This is a genomic window from Bradyrhizobium sp., from assembly GCF_035652035.1.
Taxonomy (GTDB): Bacteria; Pseudomonadota; Alphaproteobacteria; order Rhizobiales; family Xanthobacteraceae; genus Bradyrhizobium.
The window spans coordinates 252,603-271,651 of the sequence record NZ_DASREO010000072.1 but is presented as its reverse complement, the minus strand read 5'-3'; the positions used below and the strand labels follow the sequence as shown (position 1 = coordinate 271,651).

The window sequence follows — 19,049 nt, the reverse complement described above, 5'->3', positions numbered from 1 at the left end:
CTTCAAGATCCCGACCGACAAGATCCGCGAAGTGATCGGCACCGGCGGCAAGGTGATCCGCGAGATCGTGGAAAAGACCGGCGCCAAGATCAACATCGAGGACGACGGCACGGTGAAGGTCGCCTCCAACGACGGCGAGGCGATGAAGGCCGCGATCAAGTGGATCAAGTCGATCACCTCGGAACCCGAGGTCGGCCAGATTTACGAAGGCACCGTGGTCAAGGTGATGGAGTTCGGCGCGTTCGTGAACTTCTTCGGCGCCAAGGACGGCCTCGTTCACATCAGCCAGCTCGCGGCCAACCGCGTGCAGAAGACCTCCGACGTCGTCAAGGAAGGCGACAAGGTCAAGGTCAAGCTGCTCGGCTTCGACGATCGCGGCAAGACGCGGCTGTCGATGAAGGCGGTCGACCAAACGACCGGCGAGGACCTCGAGGCCAAGCAGAAGGCCGAAGCCAAGGCCGACGCCGCGCCGGCGGCTGTTGCCGGCGAGTAATTTCGCTACAACGCGCAAATGAAAAAGGGCGGCTTTTCAGCCGCCCTTTTGTTTTGGCTTTGCGTCTTCGCGTTACGCCGCCAGATCGAATCGGTCGGCGTTCATCACCTTGGCCCAGGCGGCGGCAAAGTCCTTCGCAAACTTCTCCTTCGCGTCGGCGCTCGCGTAGACTTCCGCAAAGGCGCGCAGCTGCGAGTGCGAGCCGAAGATCAGGTCGACGCGCGTGCCGGTCCACTTTTGCGCTTTCGTCTTGCGATCGTGACCGGTGTAGGTGCCGTCCGCGCCCGCCTGCCAGACCGTGCCCATGTCGAGCAGGTTGACGAAGAAGTCGTTGGAGAGCGTTCCCGGCTTCGCGGTGAAGACGCCGTGCTTGGAGCCGCCAACATTGGCGCCGAGCACACGCAGACCGCCGACAAGCACCGTCATCTCGGGCCCCGTCAACCGCAGCAGCTGCGCGCGGTCTACCAGCGCCTCTTCAGGCGCCATGAACTGCTGCTTCTTGCCAATGTAGTTGCGGAAGGCGTCGGCCCGTGGCTCGAGCGGCGCGAAGGATTCGACGTCGGTCTGATCCTGCGACGCGTCGGCGCGTCCCGGCGTGAACGGCACCTTCACGTCGATACCGGCATCCTTGGCTGCCTTTTCGACGGCAGCGCAGCCGCCGAGAACGATGAGGTCGGCAAGCGAAACCTTCGCGGCCGTTTCCTTCTGGATCGCCTCTAGCTTGCCAAGAACGGTCTTGAGCTCGGCCGGCTGGTTGACCTCCCAGTCCTTCTGGGGCGCGAGGCGAATGCGCGCGCCATTAGCGCCGCCGCGCTTGTCGGAGCCGCGGAACGTCGAAGCCGACGCCCACGCAGTCGACACGAGCTGCGACACAGTCAGGCCCGAGCCAAGGATCTTCGTCTTCAGCGCGGCGATGTCGGCCTCGCTGATCGAAGAACCGGCGGCGGGAATCGGATCCTGCCAGATCATGACTTCCTTCGGCACCTGCGGACCGAGATAACGGGCGCGAGGTCCCATGTCGCGGTGGGTCAACTTGAACCACGCGCGCGCGAAGGCGTCGGCGAACTGATCCGGGTGCTCATAGAAGCGCCGCGAGATTTTCTCGTAGGCCGGATCGAAACGCAGCGACAGGTCGGTGGTCAGCATGGTCGGCACATGCTTCTTCGACTTGTCGAAGGCGTCGGGGATCGAAGCCTCGCCGCCCTTGGCTTTCCACTGCTTGGCGCCGGCCGGGCTCTTGGTCAGCTCCCATTCGTTCTCGAACAGGTTCTTGAAGAAGGCGTTGCTCCACTTGGTCGGCGTCTGCGTCCAGGTGACTTCCGGACCGCCGGTGATCGCGTCGGCGCCGATGCCCGTGCCATACGCGCTCTTCCAGCCAAGGCCCTGATCCTCGATCGCGCCTCCTTCCGGCGCAGCTCCGACCAGCGACGGATCGCCGGCACCGTGCGTCTTGCCGAAGGAATGGCCGCCGGCAATCAGCGCCACGGTCTCTTCGTCGTTCATCGCCATGCGGAAGAAGGTTTCGCGGATATCCTTGGCGGCCGCGAGCGGGTCCGGATTGCCGTTCGGCCCTTCCGGGTTGACGTAGATGAGGCCCATCTGCACAGCGCCGAGCGGCTCGGCGAGCTGGCGTTCGCCGGAGTAGCGTTCGTCGCCAAGCCAGGAGCCTTCGGGACCCCAGTAAAGCTCTTCAGGCTCCCAGACATCGGCGCGGCCACCCGCGAATCCAAAGGTCTTGAAGCCCATCGATTCCAGCGCGACGTTGCCGGCGAGAATCATCAGGTCGGCCCAGGAAATCTTGCGCCCGTATTTCTGCTTGATCGGCCACAGCAATCGGCGCGCCTTGTCGAGGTTGGCGTTGTCAGGCCAGCTGTTGAGCGGTGCGAAGCGCTGCTGACCGGCGCCGGCGCCGCCGCGGCCGTCGGTGATGCGATAGGTTCCGGCAGAGTGCCAGGCCATGCGGATCATCAACCCGCCATAGTGACCAAAGTCAGCCGGCCACCAATCCTGCGAGGTCGTCATCAACGCGGTGAGGTCCTTGACCACGGCGTTGAGATCGAGGGTCTTGAACTCCTTGGCATAATCGAACGCCTCGCCCATCGGATCGGACAGCGTCGAATTCTTGTGAAGACGGGAAATATCCAGCGTATCGGGCCACCAGTCGCGGTTGGTGTAGCCCTGTGCCCCGCCCGTAAACGGGCACTTTGTTTTGTCGTCCATGATCGTCTCCTCTTGTGGTGTGGGAGTTCCGCCCTGAAGGGCCAGTGCGGCGAATTTGAAGTTCCTATCAGTGCTGCTGCGAATTCGTCACAGGAACTTCAAATTCAAAGCCGCACTGGAAACAATAGCTTGCTAGAGCTCCTTTGATTCCGAAGTTCGCATGGGAGGTCGCCGCAATGGATTGCGAACATCGGAATCGGAGCGCTAGCCGCCGCTAATCTACGCAGCGCTTTCCATCAGGTAAAATAGAGATTAATGATGACAGCGATAGGATAATCTGATGATTGACGCGCCATGATCAACATCACGCTCAGGCAGCTCCGCTACTTCGACGCGCTGGCGCGTCACGGCCATTTCGGACGCGCGGCCGAGGCCTGCGCGATCTCGCAGCCGGCGCTGTCGATGCAGATCAAGGAAATGGAGGAGGCGCTCGGCGGCGTGCTGCTCGAGCGCAACGCGCGGCAGGTGGCGCTGACGAAATTCGGCGAGGAACTCCTCACGCGCGTCCGCGACATCCTGCGTTCGGTCGACGAACTCGGCGACTTCGCACGCGCCTCGCGCGACCGCCTCGCCGGACGATTGCGCGTCGGCATGATCCCGACGATCGCGCCGTATCTCTTGCCCAGGGTGATCGAGAATCTGGCGCGGCTGCATCCCGAACTCGACATTCATGTTCGCGAAACGCTGACGCCAAGACTGATCAAGGAAGTCGCAGAAGGAAGGCTCGACACCGCGATCGTGGCACTGCCGGTGTCCGAGCCCTCGCTGACCGAGATCGCGCTGTTCAAGGAGAATTTCCTGCTTGTGAGGCCAGGCGAGCAGGACGGAACGCCGGTGCCGAGCCGCGAGACCTTGCGCGAAATGAAGCTGTTGCTTCTGGAAGAGGGACATTGCTTCCGCGATCAGGCGCTGTCGTTCTGCAACATGCAGGCGCCGCCGCGGGAAGTGCTCGATGCAAGCTCGCTGTCGACACTGGTCCAGATGGTCGGCGCCGGCATCGGCGTGACGCTGATCCCGGAGATGGCGGTCGCCGTCGAGACGCGCTCGGCCTCGGTGTCGGTCGCGCGCTTCAAGAATCCGCAGCCCTCGCGCACCATCGGCATGGTCTGGCGCAAGACCAGCCCGCTCGCGCGGCAGCTTGCACAGATCTCCGAGGTGGTGTGCCTCGCCGCGGGCAAGACGCGCGGGCGGCGGGCGGCATGAGAACCTTCGATTTTGTTATTCGCCCTGCCCAGGCGAGCGAACACGAGGCGATCGCCCGCCTGTGGATGGACAGTTGGGTCTCGACCGGGCTCGACACGGCAAGCGACGTCCTTCTCAACAAGTTGACCGCACGCATCCCGCGCGAGATCGATGGAGGCTGGAGTCTGTTTGTTGCGGACGATGGTCGCAGGCTGGCAGCGATGCTGGCTATCAACATACCGAAAAAATATCTCGACCAGCTCTTTGTCGCGCCGGAGTACCAGGGCCGCTCGATCGGCCGGCGGCTGCTTGCCTTCACGCGAACGCAATTGCCGGGCGAAATCTCGCTGCGCTGCGCGCTTGAAAATGAAAAGGCCTGGCGCTGGTACGAGCGGGAGGGCTTTGTGTTCGAGCACGAAGATATCTCGCCGGAAAATGGCCTGACGATGAAATGCTATCGATGGAAGACGGCGACATAAAATCGTTTGGCGCCCTTGCTTGGATCGCGCGCACGCTCTAGTTTTCTAGCTTCACATCTTCAACTTTCATCCCGGCTGACGATTTCCCTCCCATGCTCCACCGTTTCGCTGTCGCTGCGATTGTCCTGTCGTGCGTCACGACAGAGGGATGGGGCCAGTCACCGGAGCCCGCATCAGCACCACCGCCTGCGACGTCCGTTGCCAAAAAGCCTGCGCCGAAAGCCAAGGCGGCGCCGAAGCCGGCCGCTGCCGAGAGCGGCCCTTGCCAGATCGGGGTCATTTCCGCGATCGGCGACAAGTTCGTGCTGGAGCATATCGGCCTCACCGTCTTCGGCAATGAGTTCACCGACGCGCCGATCGAGTCCTGGGGCCTCGACGATCTGGTGGTCGCGCGCGCTCGCGCCGCCGCCCCTGGCAAGTCGGTCAGACGGATCGCTTACGCGAAAGACGCATTCGAACCCTATTATCATCCTCCCAGAGAGCTTTTCCGCGACGCGAGCCACGATCTGGTCGACGTTATCAGGCGGATTGCTGCGAACAGCAGTTGCGAGCGCTATCTGGTGGCCGTCCGATTCACCGGGCAAGTCTCCGGGACAAATCAAACTGCACACGGCATTGGCCTTCTGACCAACTGGGCCTCCGGTGCTTTCAAGAACGCTCAGTTGTTTTCCTTCATTGGCATCGTCGTCTACGACGGCAAAACCTTTGCCAAGCATGAAGACCCGATTGGAGTTGGAGCAAGGCTCGCCGCCCACCTTTCGAATCCGTTCAAGAGCGAGTTCTTCGAACCGCTGAAGGACTTCGAGGTTCCGGCAACGCCGGAAGCAGTAGCCGGCAATAGCCGATTGCGGGACGGCGCGCGCGCCATGGTTGCTGCGAAGCTGGACAAAGAATTGCCTGCATATCTTAATGATAATGGCGCCGCCCAATAGCTGGCGCTCTCGCGACGTTCGCCCGAGAAGCGATATCACTGAAGGATAGGCCACAATGATGAAACTCTACTGGTCGCCGAAGTCACGTTCGTTTACCGCGCTCTGGCTGATGGAAGAAACGGGCGAGCCGTATGAACGCGTGCTGACCGACATAGCTAAGGGCGCGCAGAAGACGCCGGAATATCTCGCCGTCAATCCGATGGGCAAGGTACCGGCGATCAAGGACGGCGATACCACGCTCGCCGAGGCCGCGGCGATCTGCGCCTATGTGGCCGAACGCTACCCGCAAGCGAAGTTGGCGCCGCCGATCGGCGATGCGCTGCGCGCGAAGTATTATTACTGGCTGTTTTTCGGACCCGGCTGCATGGAGCCTGCGATGGTCCAGGTCGCGACCAAGATCGAAATGAACCCGGTCGCCGCCGGCTGGGGCGACGCGCAACGCGTCTATGATGTGCTCGATGCGGCGCTGGAAAGGGGACCGTGGATTCTTGGCGAGAATTTTTCAGCCGCCGATATCGTGATCGGCTCCGGACTGAACTTCGCCGTGCGCCTGTTCAAGATGATTCCTGCGCGCCCGTCATTCGATCGCTATCTCGACCGTTGCGCGGCGCGGCCGGCGTTTCAGCGCGCCGGTGCATTGGTGATGGGATAGTTAGCCCGGGACGACGCGGGGATCCACGTCCTGTGCGTAGTCGACGCCGTCGATGCCGAATCCGAACAGCCGGAGGAACTGGCTTTTGTGTTCATCCAGGTCCGCGAACTCACCGAGCGTTTCGGTGGTCAGCAACGGCCACCGCCGCAACATCTCCGTCTGAACTTCAGGCGAAAGCTCCCAATCGTCGACCCGGATGCGCTGCGCATCGTCGAGCGCGGCCTCCTTGCCGAGGCGCGTCCGGAACAGGCGATCGATCTGTTCGATACAGCCCTCGTGCAGCCCGAGCTCCTTCATCACCTTGAACAACGCCGTGCCGTAGAGCGGCACCGCGGGGATCGCCGCACTCGCCTGTGTCACCACGGCCTTCAGCGCCACGACGCGGGCGGCCTCCGGGCCGAGCCGGCCACGGATCGCTTCCGCCTTGCGGTCTAGATCGACCTTGGCGCGACCGAGGGTGCCGTTCCAGTAGATCGGCCAGGTCAGCTCGCTGCCGATATAGGTGTAGTTGAACGTCCTGAAGCCGGGCGCGAGGACACCGGCGTCCGCGAGTTGGTCGATCCAGCGTTTCCAGTCGTCGCCGCCCATCACCGCGACCGTGGCCGTCGTTTGATCCTCGCTCGCCGGCTCAAGAGTCGTCTCGAAGACTTCGCCGGTTTCGGTATCGAGGGTCTTGATCTGAACAGGCGCGCCCAGCGGCTTGATGACCGAGCGATATGTTTCGCCTGTCACGGGGTCTGTCCGGACCGGCGCGGCCATGCTGTAGACGAGCATGTCCAGCTGTCCGAATTTTTCGCGCACGCGCTCGATAAAGGTCTTCTTCAGCTCGTCGGAGAACGCATCGCCTTCCAGAGTCAGAGGCGATCGTCCGATCTTTTTGGCTTCGATCTCGAAGGCACGATTGTTGTACCAGCCGGCGCTGGCCGTCCGTTTTTCTGTCGGCTCGCGCTCCAACGACACGCCGATGGTGTCGGCGCCGCCGGCGAAGGTCGTCACGATGCGGCTCGCCAGACCATATCCGGTTGAGCAGCCCAACACGGCGACGCGCTTCGGACAGTCCGCGATCGGTCCCTGCTTGAGAACATAGGCAATCTGCTCGCGGACATTCTGGGCGCAGCCAACAGGATGTGCAGTCGTGCAGATAAAGCCGCGCACGCGCGGTTCAATGATCATGTCCACCCCGTCTTGAATAGCTTGGTCACGCGTCCAGCCGCTTGAACACCAGCGTCGCGTTGGTGCCGCCGAAGCCGAAGGAATTCGACAAGACCGTGCCGAGCTTGGCGTTGTCGATGCGTTTGCGCACGATCGGCATGTCGGCGAACACCGGGTCGAGTTCGGTAATATGGGCGCTCTCGCAGATGAAGCCGTTGTTCATCATCAAAAGCGAATAGATCGCTTCCTGCACGCCGGTGGCGCCGAGCGAATGCCCCGTGAGCGCCTTGGTCGCCGAAATCGGCGGACACTTGTCGCCGGTCCCGAACACCTTGCGGATCGCCTCGATCTCCGGCGGATCGCCGGCCGGCGTCGAGGTGGCGTGCGGATTGATGTAGTCGATCTTGGTGTTCACGGTCGACAGCGCCATCTTCATGCAGCGCTCGGCGCCCTCGCCTGACGGCGCGACCATGTCGTAGCCGTCAGACGTTGCGCCGTAGCCGACGATCTCGCCGTAGATCCGTGCGCCGCGCGCTTTGGCGTGCTCGAGTTCTTCCAGCACGACGACGCCAGCGCCGCCGGCGATGACGAAACCGTCGCGGCTGATGTCATAGGGCCGCGAGGCGGTCGCGGGCGTGTCGTTATATTTCGACGACATCGCGCCCATCGCATCGAACAGCACCGAGAGGCTCCAGTCCAGTTCCTCGCAGCCACCGGCAAAAATGATATCCTGCTTGCCGACCTGAATGGTCTCGTAGGCATTGCCGATGCAATGATTGGAGGTCGCGCAGGCCGACGAGATCGAATAGTTGACGCCCTTGATCTTGAACCAGGTCGCGAGCGTTGCCGACGCGGTCGACGACATGCCTTTCGGCACCGCAAATGGTCCTACCCGCTTCGGGCCCTTGGTGCGCGCGATGTCGGCGGCTTCCACCAGCGTGCGCGTCGACGGACCGCCCGAGCCCATGATGATGCCGGTGCGTTCGTTGGAGACATCGGACGGCTCGAGGCCCGAATCCTGGATCGCCTGTTCCATCGCGACGTGATTCCACGCGGCGCCCTCGCCGAGGAAGCGCATCGCGCGGCGATCGATCACGGTCGACGGGTCGAGCGACGGTGCACCCTGCACCTGCGAGCGAAAACCGAGCTCGGCATATTTGTCGGCGCGGGAGATGCCGGACTTCGCCTCATGGAGGCTCGACAGTACTTCCTGGGTGTTGTTTCCGATCGATGAGACAATGCCCATCCCGGTGATCACAACCCGCCTCATATCCGCCTCACCTGTCGTTGTCTTCTTCTGCGATGTTTGTCGCCAAAACTGGAAGTCGTCTCGATCCGACGAAAAGTTCACGCCCCCGGCAATGCAGCGCCCTGCTTGATCAGCCCAACTCTCAAATCCTTGGCGCGATAGATAATCTCGCCATCCATGGAAAGCCAGCCGTCGGCAATACCGAGCCAGAGCTTTAGGCGCATCACGCGCTTGATGTCGACGTTGTACACAATCTTGCGGACGTTCGGCATGACCTGCCCGGAGAACTTCAGGTCGCCGAGCCCAAGCGCCCTGCCTCGTCCCTCACCGCCGGTCCAGCCGAGATAGAAGCCGACCATCTGCCACATCGCATCGAGACCAAGGCAACCCGGCATGACCGGATCGCCCTTGAAATGGCAACCGAAGAACCAAAGGTCCGGCTTCACGTCGAGCTCGGCGCGGATCAGGCCCTTGCCGTACTCGCCACCGGTTTCGGTGATTTCGGTGATGCGATCGAACATCAGCATCGGCGGCAGCGGTAGCTGGGCATTGCCGGGACCGAACAGCTCGCCACGGGCGCATGCCAGCAAATCCTCGTATTCGTAAACACTGCGCCGATCCAGCATGTGCCAGCCTTTGCTAAAAGTCCCGATCAGTGGCGGGGCGAAACCCGCTGGAAGCGGGAATCGGCGCCTGTTGGGCGGATTGGCCCTGAGCCCCACAGAGCCGGGAAACCCTGCGGCAGCGGGCGTTAGCCATGCCAATCGCGCATTCGTCGAAATCGGCCGCTCTCTATCACAGGGCTGTCATGTGGCAAAGCGTGACACCGAGGCAAATAGCCGCTTTACCAAGTCCCGGAAGGGCCTCACCTTGGGGCCGTTCTAGTTGCGAGGAACTTGCATCTGTAGCTGATCCTCCTTATATTTCGGTGGAATATCGTGGTTGTTTTCAGAGTCTGACGTGGAAATGAGCGACAACGGGTCAATATTGAACGATGCGGGTTCCGAACCCAGGGCAACCGGGCGCGAGCCGGCGCTGACCGGCTGTCCGTGGCACGACGTCAATGAAATGCTGCAGGCTGCGGGCCTGCGGCCGACCCGCCAGCGCATGGCTCTCGGCTGGCTGTTGTTCGGCAAGGGTGCGCGGCACCTGACCGCCGAGATGCTCTATGAAGAGGCCACGCTGGCGAAGGTGCCGGTGTCGCTGGCCACCGTCTACAACACACTCAATCAGCTGACGGATGCGGGCCTCCTGCGCCAGGTCAGCGTCGACGGCACGAAGACCTATTTCGACACCAACGTCTCGGCGCATCACCACTTCTATCTCGAGAACAACCACGAGCTGGTCGACATCGAAGACCCGCATCTGGTGTTGCAGAAGATGCCCGAAGTGCCCGAGGGCTACGAGATCGCCCGGATCGACATGGTCGTGCGGCTGCGCAAGAAGCGCTGATCTCCACCAAACGTCGTCCCGGCGAACGCCGGGACCCATAACCACAAAAGCCGATTGTTCGAGGAAGGTGTCTCCCGCCGCGCCTCATCGCAAAGTCACGGCGTATGGGTCCCCGCCTTCGCGGGGACGACAGCAGAAATCAATCCACCTTCTCGTCGGCGTAGACGCCCCAGAGCCGCTGTTGCTCGATCCAGCCGTCAAAGCCGGTGCCTGCGACATGGCACCAGCCGGCGGCGCAATGCTTGACCTGCGCGACGACCCCGGCTTGCAGGCGCGCGCTGACTGCGCTCGTCGCATCGGCGCGTTCGTAGAGCGAGGCGAGGTCGTCCTTGTTCTTCATCGTAATGACAGCAGTGCGGCGGCCGGACAAAAGCGAGTGATAGACCCAGCCCTCGGCGCCTTCGGAATCGCGCACCCGGCGCCAGTTCTCGAACTCGGCGGTAATCTCGACCGGCAGGCCCGAGCGGGTATAGACCCAGGCCACGTCATTGTCCTTGGTGGGACCGGCGCGGACGTTCACATGGTCGGATTTGAGGCTGACATAACGCGGGACGGGCAAGCCGCTGGTGGAGGTGCCATCCTTGGCCGAAGCGGCGCTACTCGCCGATACAAAGAGCAGGCAAACCAAAAGCACCCGCGAACAAAAACGCCCCAACGCCATCAACGCGTCTCCCGCCGAGATCAGCTCAAATTTGTCGAGCTGCGACACCTGTACCCGTAAGACCCCAAAACCCCTGCCGCCCGATTGCCCTCGGCTTGAATCCGGTTCCCTCTCTGGTTCTTGTTTTGGCCCCGCCTTCTGCTAGAGAGGACGGAAAGCCAGAACGAAAGACCCGAAAAAGTCCCGCGAGAGCTCCGACGGTGACGTCGGGTACTCGGCGGAAACGCCCGGACCACGCGGCAGCGCAGTGTCGAACACCCGGGTTAATGAGGTCTGAACAACCTCATGAGGGCAGGACATGTCGGTTAAGAAGAAGCCTCTCGTTGTCGTCACGCGCAAACTGCCGGACTCGATCGAGACCCGGATGCGGGAGTTGTTCGACGCCCGGCTCAATCTCGACGATACGCCGCTGACGCAGGAACAGCTGATCGACGCGGTCCGCACTGCGGAAATCCTGGTTCCGACGGTCACCGATCACATCAACGAAGAGGTACTCAAGCAGGCCGAAGGCAGGCTGAAGCTGATCGCCAATTTCGGCAACGGCGTCGACAATATCGACGTGACCGCGGCGCATGGGCTCGGCATCACGGTAACCAACACACCAAAAGTTTTGACCGAAGATACCGCCGACATGACCATGGCGCTGATCCTGGCGGTGCCGCGGCGGCTGATCGAGGGCGCTTCCGTGCTCACCGACGGCAAGAATTGGGAAGGCTGGTCGCCGACCTGGATGCTCGGCCATCGCCTCGGGGGCAAAAGGCTCGGGATCGTCGGCATGGGCCGGATTGGCCAGGCGGTCGCGCGCCGCGCACATGCCTTCGGCTTGCAGATCCACTACCACAACCGCCGGCCCGTCGCCCCGCAGATCGCCGAGGAGCTCGGCGCGACCTATTGGGAAAGCCTCGACCAGATGCTGGCGCGGATGGACATCATCTCGGTGAATTGTCCGCACACCCCGGCGACCTTCCATCTGTTGTCGGCGCGGCGCTTAAAACTGATCCGCAAGGACGCCTACATCGTCAACACCGCGCGCGGCGAGGTGATCGACGAGGAAACGCTGACCAAGCTGATCGAGACGGGCGAGATCGCCGGCGCCGGCCTCGACGTGTTCGAGCACGAGCCTGCGGTCAGCCCGAAACTGGTGCGGCTCGCCAAGGCCGGCAAGGTGACGCTGCTGCCGCATATGGGCTCGGCCACCATCGAAGGCCGCGTCGAGATGGGCGAGAAGGTGATCATCAACATCCGCACCTTCCTCGACAATCACAAGCCACCGGATCGCGTGCTGCCCAGCATGCTCTAGGCGCGCGCCAAGGCTGTCGTCCCGGCGCGCGCCGGGACCCATACCGCGGAATCTATCGATGAAGCGGATTGGCAGTTATCCTTCGCCAAACTCCTGACTGTGGTTATGGATCCCGGATCGACGCTCGCTTGTCCGGGACGACGACGGAGACTTACGCTCCCGCTTCCGCCATTCACCGACGAAGCCGATGAAGGCCGCAAGCGGGGCGGGCGTCTGGCGACGGCTGGGGTAATACAGAAACGGTCCGGGAAACGGTTCGCACCAGTCTTCCAGCACGCTGACCAGCGCGCCGGATTTGATCGCCTCGCGCACATAGCCTTCGAGCGTGAGCCAGAAACCGAAGCCGTCGCGTGCGGCGCGCTGCGCGGCGCCCGGATAATTGAGGATCAATTTCGCCGGCGGCGATACCTTCACCACGCGGCCGGCCTTCTCGAACTCCCAGTCCGGCAGCATCCCCCTGCCGTAGCGGATACGGATGCAGCGGTGATTGAGCATATCCTTCGGAAGTTTCGGCCTGCCGTGTTTTGCAATGTGACCGGGAGACGCCACAACGGCGTAACGCTGCGGCGGGCCAAGCGGCACTGCGATCATGTCCTGCGCCAAGTGCTCGCCATAACGCACGCCTGCATCATAGCCCTGCGCGACAATGTCGACGAACGTGCTGTCGCCGACGATCTCGAGCTCGACTTGCGGGAACGCAGCGAGAAACGGCGCGATCATCGGGGCCAGCACCAGGTCGATCGCAGGCGGTGGCGCGTTGATGCGCAGACGCCCTGACGGCACGCCGCGCAGTCCCCGCACCTCGTCGAGCGCGCCGTTGACGTGCGCCATCGCAGGCCCCACGCGCGACAGCAGTAATTCGCCCGCCTCGGTGAGTGCGACGCTGCGGGTGGTGCGGTTCAAGAGCCTGACGCCAAGCCGCTCCTCCATCGTCCGCAGCCGCTGGCTCAGGCTGGACACAGAAACGTGTTGGTCCATTGCCGCCCGACGAAAGTTCTTCGCACGGGCAATGGCCACGAAGGCATCGAGATCGCGGAGATCCAGCTCGCTCATTGTTCAATATAATGAACAATCTATTTGCGATTGTCTATCTTATCGTTGCGACGACGTCAGGCCATATGGGGCGCACCTTCAACGGCGCGGACTTCCGCGCCTCACGCTCGGGAGACCCCTCATGGAACAGCGCAAGCTCGGCAAATCCGGCCCCACCACCTCTGCCATCGGCCTCGGCTGCATGGGCATGTCCGACTTCTACGGACCGGCCGATCGCGCCGAGAGCATCGCAACCATCCACTCCGCGCTCGAGGCCGGTATCACCCTGCTCGACACCGGCGACTTCTACGGCATGGGCCACAATGAAATGCTGATCCGTGAGGCGCTGTCCTCGCGTCATCGCGACCAAGTGCAGATCTCGGTTAAGTTCGGCGCGCTACGCGATGTCGAACGCAACTGGCACGGCTACGACGGCCGTCCTGCGGCGGTGAAGAATTTCCTCGGCTATTCGCTGCAACGGCTCGGCGTCGAGGCGATCGACATCTACCGGCCCGCGCGGCTCGATCCGGACGTGCCGATCGAGGACACCATCGGCGCGATGGCCGAGATGGTGAAGAAAGGCTACATCAAGCACATCGGCCTTTCCGAGGTCGGCTCCGAGACCATCCGCCGCGCGCATGCGGTGCACCCAATCTCGGATTTGCAGATCGAATACTCGCTAGTTTCGCGCGGCATCGAGAGCGACATCCTGAAGACCTGCCGCGAACTCGGCATCGGCATCACGGCGTATGGCGTGTTGTCGCGCGGGCTGATCTCTGGCCACTGGTCGAAGGATCGCTCCGAGGCAAAGGATTTCCGCCGCATGAGCCCGCGTTTCCAGGGCGAAAATCTCGACCGTAATCTCGCGCTGGTGGAATCCCTGCGTGCGATCTCGGAGGAGATCGGCGCGACGCCGGCACAGGTCGCGATCGCCTGGGTGGCGGCGCAAGGCGCCGACATCGTTCCGCTCGTCGGCGCGCGGCGGCGCGAGCGGCTGGACGAAGCGCTCGGCGCGGTCAACGTCAAGCTCACCAGCATGCATCTCGCAAGCTTGGCGAAGCTGTTTCCGCCCGGCGTGGCTGCCGGTCACCGCTATCCGGAGTCCCAGCTGGCCCACATGGACAGCGAGAAGCGCGGCGCGGCGTGATGCAAATGCGCTCCCTCCCCCTGCAAGGGGGCGGGTTGGGGTGGGGGTCACCCTCGTCTCGCTGGGCGCATTGATCCCCATCCGCTTTGCTCCTGCGGAGCAAAGCGACCTCCCTTTTTCAAGGGGAGGTTCGAAAACGACTCACCGATGTCCGCTTAGATCGGTGATCGTGAGCACATCGCCATTGAGCGGGTTGAGCGGATCGCGTGCGTAGCGCAACGTTTCAAACCGCATATTGCGCGCGTCCACCATCAACAGCCGTCCGACCAGGCCTTCGCCGAAGCCGACGATTTCGCGGATCGCCTCCAGCGCCATCATCGAACCCAGTATGCCGGCGAGCGCGCCCATCACGCCGGCCTCCGCGCAGGTCGGCACCGTGCCCGGCGGCGGCGGCTCCGGAAACAGACAGCGATAGGTCGGGTTGAATTCGCCGTCAGCGTTTCTCTCGTGGGCGCGGATCGTCGTCAGCGAGCCGTCGAACATGCCGAGCGCCGCCGTGATCAGCGGTTTGCCGGCAAGGAAGCACGCATCGGACACCAGATAGCGCGTTTCGAAATTGTCGGAGCCATCGAGCACCAGATCGTAACCGCCGATCAGCTCGAGCGCATTGGTTGCCTTCAAGCGCGCGGCGTGCGCGGCAAACTTCACATGCGGGTTGAGACGGCCGATGCGCTCGGCTGCGCTATCGACTTTCAGTTTGTCGATATCAAACGTGTCGTGAATGATCTGGCGCTGCAGATTGGAGAGCGACACGGCGTCGTCATCGACAACGCCTAATGTGCCGACACCCGCGGCCGCCAGATACATCAGCGCAGGTGCGCCGAGACCGCCGGCGCCGATCACCAATACGGAAGCTTCCTTCAGGGCCGCCTGCCCGGGCCCGCCAACTTCGCGCAGCACGATATGACGGGCATAACGTTCGAGTTCTTCAGAACTCAGCATGTCCTAAATTTACCTTTGCTCGGCCGTGAACCGGCTAGTGTCCCGATTCCGAAGTTCGTAGCATTTTCGGAGCCACGTTTCGAACTTCGGAATCGGAAGGACACTAGCAAACCTACTGATCTAGTGTGGCTTTGGTTCAGAAGTCCGCATGAAGGACTCGCGGCACTACTGATGCGGACTTCTGGACCGCCACACTAGCCGTTGGTCTCGACCCAACAGATGTGCTTTATTGGGGCTGCGTCAATGGATGTGAGAGTTGTTGTCATGAGATCGATGCTGACCTCAACATTGATATTCGTGGCTGCGGCAGCTTCGGCGCAAGCCCAGACGACGACGCCCCCAGCCGTCAAGCCGAAACAAGTCACGACCGTCCCGATCCGCCCTGCCCTGCAATCCCCGGCCGATACGGCGGGCGCGATGGGCCAGGGCGAACGGCTGGCGATCCAGTCGGACCTTGCCTGGGTTGGCCAGTATAACGGCGCGATCTCCGGCGACGTCAGCGAGCGGATGGTCGAATCGATCAAGGAATTCCAGAAGGCCAATGGCGGCAAGCCGACCGGCGTGCTCAATCCGAAGGAACGCGGCGCGCTCGCCGAGACCGGACGACGGCGGCGGGAAAATGCCGGCTGGAAGATCGTGACCGATGTGCCGACCGGCGTGCAACTCGGCATTCCGACCAAGCTCGTCCCACAACAGACCACCGATGCCAACGGCACGAAATGGAGTTCGCCGACCGGCACCATCCAGGTGCTGCTGACGCGCCGCAAGGAAGCGAACCCGACCACGGCGAAGCTTGCCGAACGGGAAAAGAAAGAGCCGATGGGACGCACGGTCGACTACACCGTGATCAAGCCGGAGTTCTTTGTGCTGTCCGGCCTGCAAGGCCAGAAGAAATTCTACGTGCGCGGCACCTTCAAGGGCGACGAGGTCCGCATCCTCACGATCCTTTACGATCAGGCGACCGAGAACACGGTCGAGCCTGTGGTGATCGCGATGTCGAGCGCTTTCAATCCGTTTCCGGTGAACACGGCGCCGCCGGCGAAGAAGACCGTCGAGTACGGCACAGGCATTGTCGTGAGCGAGGATGGCGCAATCGTCGCCGACCGCCTGATCACCGATGGCTGCCTCGCCATCACGATTCCTCCGTACGGAAATGCCGATCGCGTCGCCGAGGACAAGGATCATGATCTGGCGTTGTTGCACATTTACGGCGTGCGTGGATTGAAGCCGCTTGGCCTTGCGTCCGATCAGGCCGGCAAAACCAGTGTGGAGCTGACCGGTATCTCCGATCCGCAAAGTCAGGGCGGTGGTCGTGCCGCATCCACCGTCAAGGCGACCGTCACGCCGGTCGGCAGCGGCGGCGATCTCGCATTGTCGCCTGCACCGGCCGTCGGCTTCTCCGGCGCAGCGGCGCGCGACGAGAGCGGCAGGTTTGCAGGGCTCGCGCTGTTGAAACCAGCGGTTGTCGCGGGAACTGTCGCAACAGCGCCGGCGCAGTCCGTGCTGGTGCGCGCCGAAGCCGTGCGCGATTTCCTGAAAGCCAACGGCGTTGTGGCCGCACAGGATTCGAATGATGCGGCGGCCGCCGTCGTCCGCGTGATCTGCGTGCGCAAATAATGGAATCGAGTTTGCAACGCCGCATTGGTTAACGCCCGGTTAACACTTCGGTAATCGTCCGGGTGCCGCAAAGGCGATAGACATGTCATACTGGCATCGTCGTTAACGACGGTCGCGTGATTCGAACAACGATCCCTTCGATCCGTTGTCGGCCAGCGCGTCGCAGACGAGACCGGCTCCCGCATCCAGAACCGATGCACCTTGTTCAGCGTATCCGCGGGCCAAAAACACCCACAGGAATCGTTGACGAATGCACACGATTGTATTGGCTACCCAAAAGGGCGGCAGCGGCAAGAGCACATTGGCGATTGGACTGGCGCTTGCGGCCAGGAATGCCGGGCACACCGTGCGGCTGATCGAAACCGACCCGCAGGGCACGCTGTCGAACTGGCAAAGCCGGCGCGGTACCGCCGAGCCGATGGTCGAGACCATCTACAATGTCGGCCGCATCGAGAGCCGCCTGGAGCAGCTCGAGCGCGGCGGCATCACGCTTACCGTTATCGACACCGCAAGCGGCGTCAGCGCGGTGACCGCGGCCGCCATCCGTTGCGCCGACCTGTGCCTGATCCCGTCGCGCCCCACCATCACCGACATCGAGTCCAGCGCCGCGACGCTGAAAGCCGTTCGCGCCTGGCAAAAGCCCTTCGCTTATGTGCTCAACCAGACACCCGTGCGTGGCCGCCGCATCGACAACGCGGCGAGCGCGCTGGGTGGTGAGGATGCGCCCGATATGAATGAGATGGTCGCGCGCCCCTTCATCTCGATGCGCAATGATCACCAGGATGCGCTCGCATCAGGTCTTGCGGTCGGCGAATACGCGCCCACGAGCAAAGCAGCAGAAGAGATCGGTCAGCTCTGGCGCTGGACGGAAGCACGGCTCAACGGTGCGACGCGTGAACGCGATACGCTTGCAAAGGCGACCTTTCCGCCTGCGCTGACACCGCGCGTGGCGCAACGCACGGAAAATACGCCCGCGCAACCGCTTCCGCCGTCGGGCGAAGGCCTCACTCCGTGGGACGCTTGCCTCTAGGATCTTGCCAGCCAGCTTGCGCGGGTCACCTTCCATTTTTCGGCTTTCCGCTCGCCGTTGTGATGCGGAAGCTCGGCATAGCCGACGAACTCGGCTCCAGTCTTCTGTTTGACCCGGCGGGAGCCAACATTCGAAGGCGCGTTCAGAACGTGGAAACTGTCGAGACCCAGCGTCTTGAACACAAAATCGTTCACGGCCTCGATCGCTTCCGTCATCAATCCCTGATTCCAGTAGGGTTCTGCGAGCCAAAAGCCGCGGTTGCCCTTGAGGCTTTCCGCCTGTAGCCGAAAACTGATGACACCGATCGCCTGATCGTCGCCTGATCGTAGCACCAGAACCCAATGACAGCTTTGCTCGCCGGCTGCGACCTTTGCCAGCTGCTGCCGGATGAAGCTCTCGGCGCCGTCCTCCGGATAGGGCCACGGCACGACGGTCGCCAGATTCTTGATGATGTTCCAGTTGTTGAAGTGCCGCTGGATCGCCGGTGCATCGGTCACCGCGAGCGGTCTCAAGATCAGCCGTGAAGTCTGCAGGGTCGGAGTATCCATGAGCGCACACTATTTCTGACACTTCGGGCACCAGAAGGTCGAGCGGCCGTTCTGGTTGAACCGGCGCACAATGCCGCCGCAGCCTTTGGTCTGGCACTTCTCGCCCTCGCGGTCGTAGACCTGAAACGAGTGCTGGAAATAACCGAGTTCGCCTGACGTCTGACGGTGGTCACGCAGCGACGAGCCGCCGGCCTTGATGGCTTGGTTGAGCACGGTGTGAATCGCCTCCACCAGATGCCGCGCGTAATCGGTGGTCTCGCCCTTCTTGGTCGCGAGCGTTGCGGCCAGTCTGCGCGGTGACAAATGTGCGCGAAAGAGCGCCTCGCAAACATAGATGTTGCCGAGGCCTGCGACCACGCGCTGGTCGAGCAACGCCGCCTTCAGGCTGGTTTTCTTGTTGGCGCACGCGCGTGCCAGCATGTCGGCATCGAACTCATTGCCCAGCGGCTCGGGACCGAGACCTTCCAGCAGCGGCTCTTCATCGATCGCGTTTCGCGCGATCACCTTCATGTAGCCGAACCGGCGCGGATCGTTGAAGATGATCTCGGCGCCTGACGACATGTGAAACACCACATGATCGTGGGCGCGATCTTCGCTGCGAGGATGGTGAAACCGGCCAGGCCTATCTCCGTTGTCGTCGTTAACGACGCGAAAAGATCCGGACATGCCGAGATGCATCAAAAGCACGTCACCGGAGGCAAGATCGGCCATCAGATATTTGGCGCGCCGGCCAAGCCCGGTTACGGTTTGCCCCTCCAGCCGCGCGACAAAATCCTTCTGAAAGGGAAACCGCAGGTCTTTGCGGCGGACTTCGGCCTTTTTGATCTTTGCACCCTCCATGGCCGGCTGCAGGCCGCGGCGAACGGTCTCGACTTCAGGTAATTCAGGCATCCATATTCACCTTGAAACAGTGACGTGATAGCGCCATTACGGCGGGGGCGCTATGGTCCGGATGTGGAGA

At 62.5% G+C, this 19,049-nt stretch carries 19 protein-coding genes; 10 read left to right on the top strand and 9 right to left on the bottom strand.

Features of this window, described 5'->3' with window-relative positions; translation table 11 throughout:
• A partial coding sequence (locus VFB05_RS19305; RefSeq protein WP_325014979.1) for a S1 RNA-binding domain-containing protein occupies positions 1-493 on the top strand: 493 nt, incomplete at its 5' end.
• Positions 494-565: 72 nt separating this feature from the next.
• Here VFB05_RS19305 and katG read toward each other — a convergent pair.
• The gene (gene katG, locus VFB05_RS19300; protein WP_325014977.1) at positions 566-2,713 is read right to left on the bottom strand and encodes a catalase/peroxidase HPI; all 2,148 of its coding nucleotides are present in this window, start codon (positions 2,711-2,713) and stop codon (positions 566-568) included.
• Between the two features lie 294 nt (positions 2,714-3,007).
• Between katG and VFB05_RS19295 the strand changes: the two genes are divergently transcribed.
• The 4 genes from VFB05_RS19295 (at position 3,008) to VFB05_RS19280 (ending at position 5,958) form a co-directional block, all read left to right on the top strand.
• On the top strand, positions 3,008-3,916 hold the full coding sequence (locus VFB05_RS19295; RefSeq protein WP_325014975.1) for a hydrogen peroxide-inducible genes activator: 909 nt from the start codon (positions 3,008-3,010) through the stop codon (positions 3,914-3,916).
• Positions 3,913-4,374 (top strand): GNAT family N-acetyltransferase, encoded by a 462-nt coding sequence (locus VFB05_RS19290; protein ID WP_325014973.1) that lies wholly within the window; start codon positions 3,913-3,915, stop codon positions 4,372-4,374. Before VFB05_RS19295 ends, VFB05_RS19290 begins: the two co-directional genes overlap by 4 nt.
• 302 nt (positions 4,375-4,676) lie before the next feature.
• On the top strand, positions 4,677-5,306 hold the full coding sequence (locus VFB05_RS19285; protein ID WP_325014971.1) for a hypothetical protein: 630 nt from the start codon (positions 4,677-4,679) through the stop codon (positions 5,304-5,306).
• 55 nt (positions 5,307-5,361) lie between these two features.
• Positions 5,362-5,958 (top strand): glutathione S-transferase family protein, encoded by a 597-nt coding sequence (locus tag VFB05_RS19280; protein WP_325014969.1) that lies wholly within the window; start codon positions 5,362-5,364, stop codon positions 5,956-5,958.
• Here VFB05_RS19280 and fabV read toward each other — a convergent pair whose 3' ends face one another.
• The 3 genes from fabV to fabA form a co-directional block, all read right to left on the bottom strand.
• Positions 5,959-7,131 (bottom strand): enoyl-ACP reductase FabV, encoded by a 1,173-nt coding sequence (fabV, locus tag VFB05_RS19275; RefSeq protein WP_325014968.1) that lies wholly within the window; start codon positions 7,129-7,131, stop codon positions 5,959-5,961.
• Between the two features lie 25 nt (positions 7,132-7,156).
• Positions 7,157-8,380 (bottom strand): beta-ketoacyl-ACP synthase I, encoded by a 1,224-nt coding sequence (gene fabB, locus VFB05_RS19270; RefSeq protein WP_325014966.1) that lies wholly within the window; start codon positions 8,378-8,380, stop codon positions 7,157-7,159.
• Positions 8,381-8,457: 77 nt separating this feature from the next.
• Entirely contained in the window at positions 8,458-8,985 is a 528-nt protein-coding gene (gene fabA / locus VFB05_RS19265; protein ID WP_325014964.1) for a 3-hydroxyacyl-[acyl-carrier-protein] dehydratase FabA, read from the bottom strand.
• A 340-nt stretch (positions 8,986-9,325) separates the two neighbouring features.
• Between fabA and irrA the strand changes: the two genes are divergently transcribed.
• Positions 9,326-9,811, top strand: a complete 486-nt coding sequence (gene irrA, locus VFB05_RS19260) for an iron response transcriptional regulator IrrA (protein WP_325014962.1) — start codon at positions 9,326-9,328, stop codon at positions 9,809-9,811.
• A gap of 139 nt (positions 9,812-9,950) precedes the next feature.
• Here the strand turns inward: irrA and VFB05_RS19255 are convergent, their stop codons facing one another.
• Complete coding sequence (locus VFB05_RS19255; RefSeq protein ID WP_325014960.1) at positions 9,951-10,472, bottom strand: SH3 domain-containing protein; 522 nt, start codon at positions 10,470-10,472, stop codon at positions 9,951-9,953.
• 298 nt (positions 10,473-10,770) lie between these two features.
• Between VFB05_RS19255 and VFB05_RS19250 the strand changes: the two genes are divergently transcribed.
• Complete coding sequence (locus tag VFB05_RS19250) at positions 10,771-11,772, top strand: D-glycerate dehydrogenase (protein ID WP_325014958.1); 1,002 nt, start codon at positions 10,771-10,773, stop codon at positions 11,770-11,772.
• A 75-nt stretch (positions 11,773-11,847) separates the two neighbouring features.
• Here the strand turns inward: VFB05_RS19250 and VFB05_RS19245 are convergent, their stop codons facing one another.
• Positions 11,848-12,825 carry a LysR family transcriptional regulator gene (locus VFB05_RS19245; RefSeq protein ID WP_325014956.1) on the bottom strand — a complete coding sequence of 326 codons (978 nt, stop codon included), beginning with the start codon at positions 12,823-12,825 and terminating at the stop codon, positions 11,848-11,850.
• A gap of 121 nt (positions 12,826-12,946) precedes the next feature.
• Here VFB05_RS19245 and VFB05_RS19240 point away from each other — a divergent pair, with 121 nt between their 5' ends.
• Positions 12,947-13,951 carry an aldo/keto reductase gene (locus tag VFB05_RS19240; protein WP_325014954.1) on the top strand — a complete coding sequence of 335 codons (1,005 nt, stop codon included), beginning with the start codon at positions 12,947-12,949 and terminating at the stop codon, positions 13,949-13,951.
• Positions 13,952-14,092: 141 nt separating this feature from the next.
• Here VFB05_RS19240 and VFB05_RS19235 read toward each other — a convergent pair whose 3' ends face one another.
• A complete protein-coding gene (locus tag VFB05_RS19235; protein WP_325014952.1) occupies positions 14,093-14,893 on the bottom strand; it encodes a molybdopterin-synthase adenylyltransferase MoeB in 801 nt (266 codons plus the stop codon).
• Between the two features lie 264 nt (positions 14,894-15,157).
• Here VFB05_RS19235 and VFB05_RS19230 point away from each other — a divergent pair, with 264 nt between their 5' ends.
• Entirely contained in the window at positions 15,158-16,510 is a 1,353-nt protein-coding gene (locus VFB05_RS19230; RefSeq protein WP_325014950.1) for a peptidoglycan-binding protein, read from the top strand.
• Between the two features lie 250 nt (positions 16,511-16,760).
• Positions 16,761-17,540, top strand: coding sequence for a ParA family protein (locus VFB05_RS19225; RefSeq protein ID WP_325014948.1), 780 nt, complete (start codon positions 16,761-16,763; stop codon positions 17,538-17,540).
• Here the strand turns inward: VFB05_RS19225 and VFB05_RS19220 are convergent.
• Complete coding sequence (locus tag VFB05_RS19220) at positions 17,537-18,088, bottom strand: GNAT family N-acetyltransferase (RefSeq protein ID WP_325014946.1); 552 nt, start codon at positions 18,086-18,088, stop codon at positions 17,537-17,539. The two genes, VFB05_RS19225 and VFB05_RS19220, sit on opposite strands and share 4 nt — an antisense overlap.
• A 9-nt stretch (positions 18,089-18,097) precedes the next feature.
• Positions 18,098-18,979 carry a bifunctional DNA-formamidopyrimidine glycosylase/DNA-(apurinic or apyrimidinic site) lyase gene (gene mutM / locus VFB05_RS19215; RefSeq protein ID WP_325014944.1) on the bottom strand — a complete coding sequence of 294 codons (882 nt, stop codon included), beginning with the start codon at positions 18,977-18,979 and terminating at the stop codon, positions 18,098-18,100.
• Positions 18,980-19,049 lie beyond the last annotated feature (70 nt).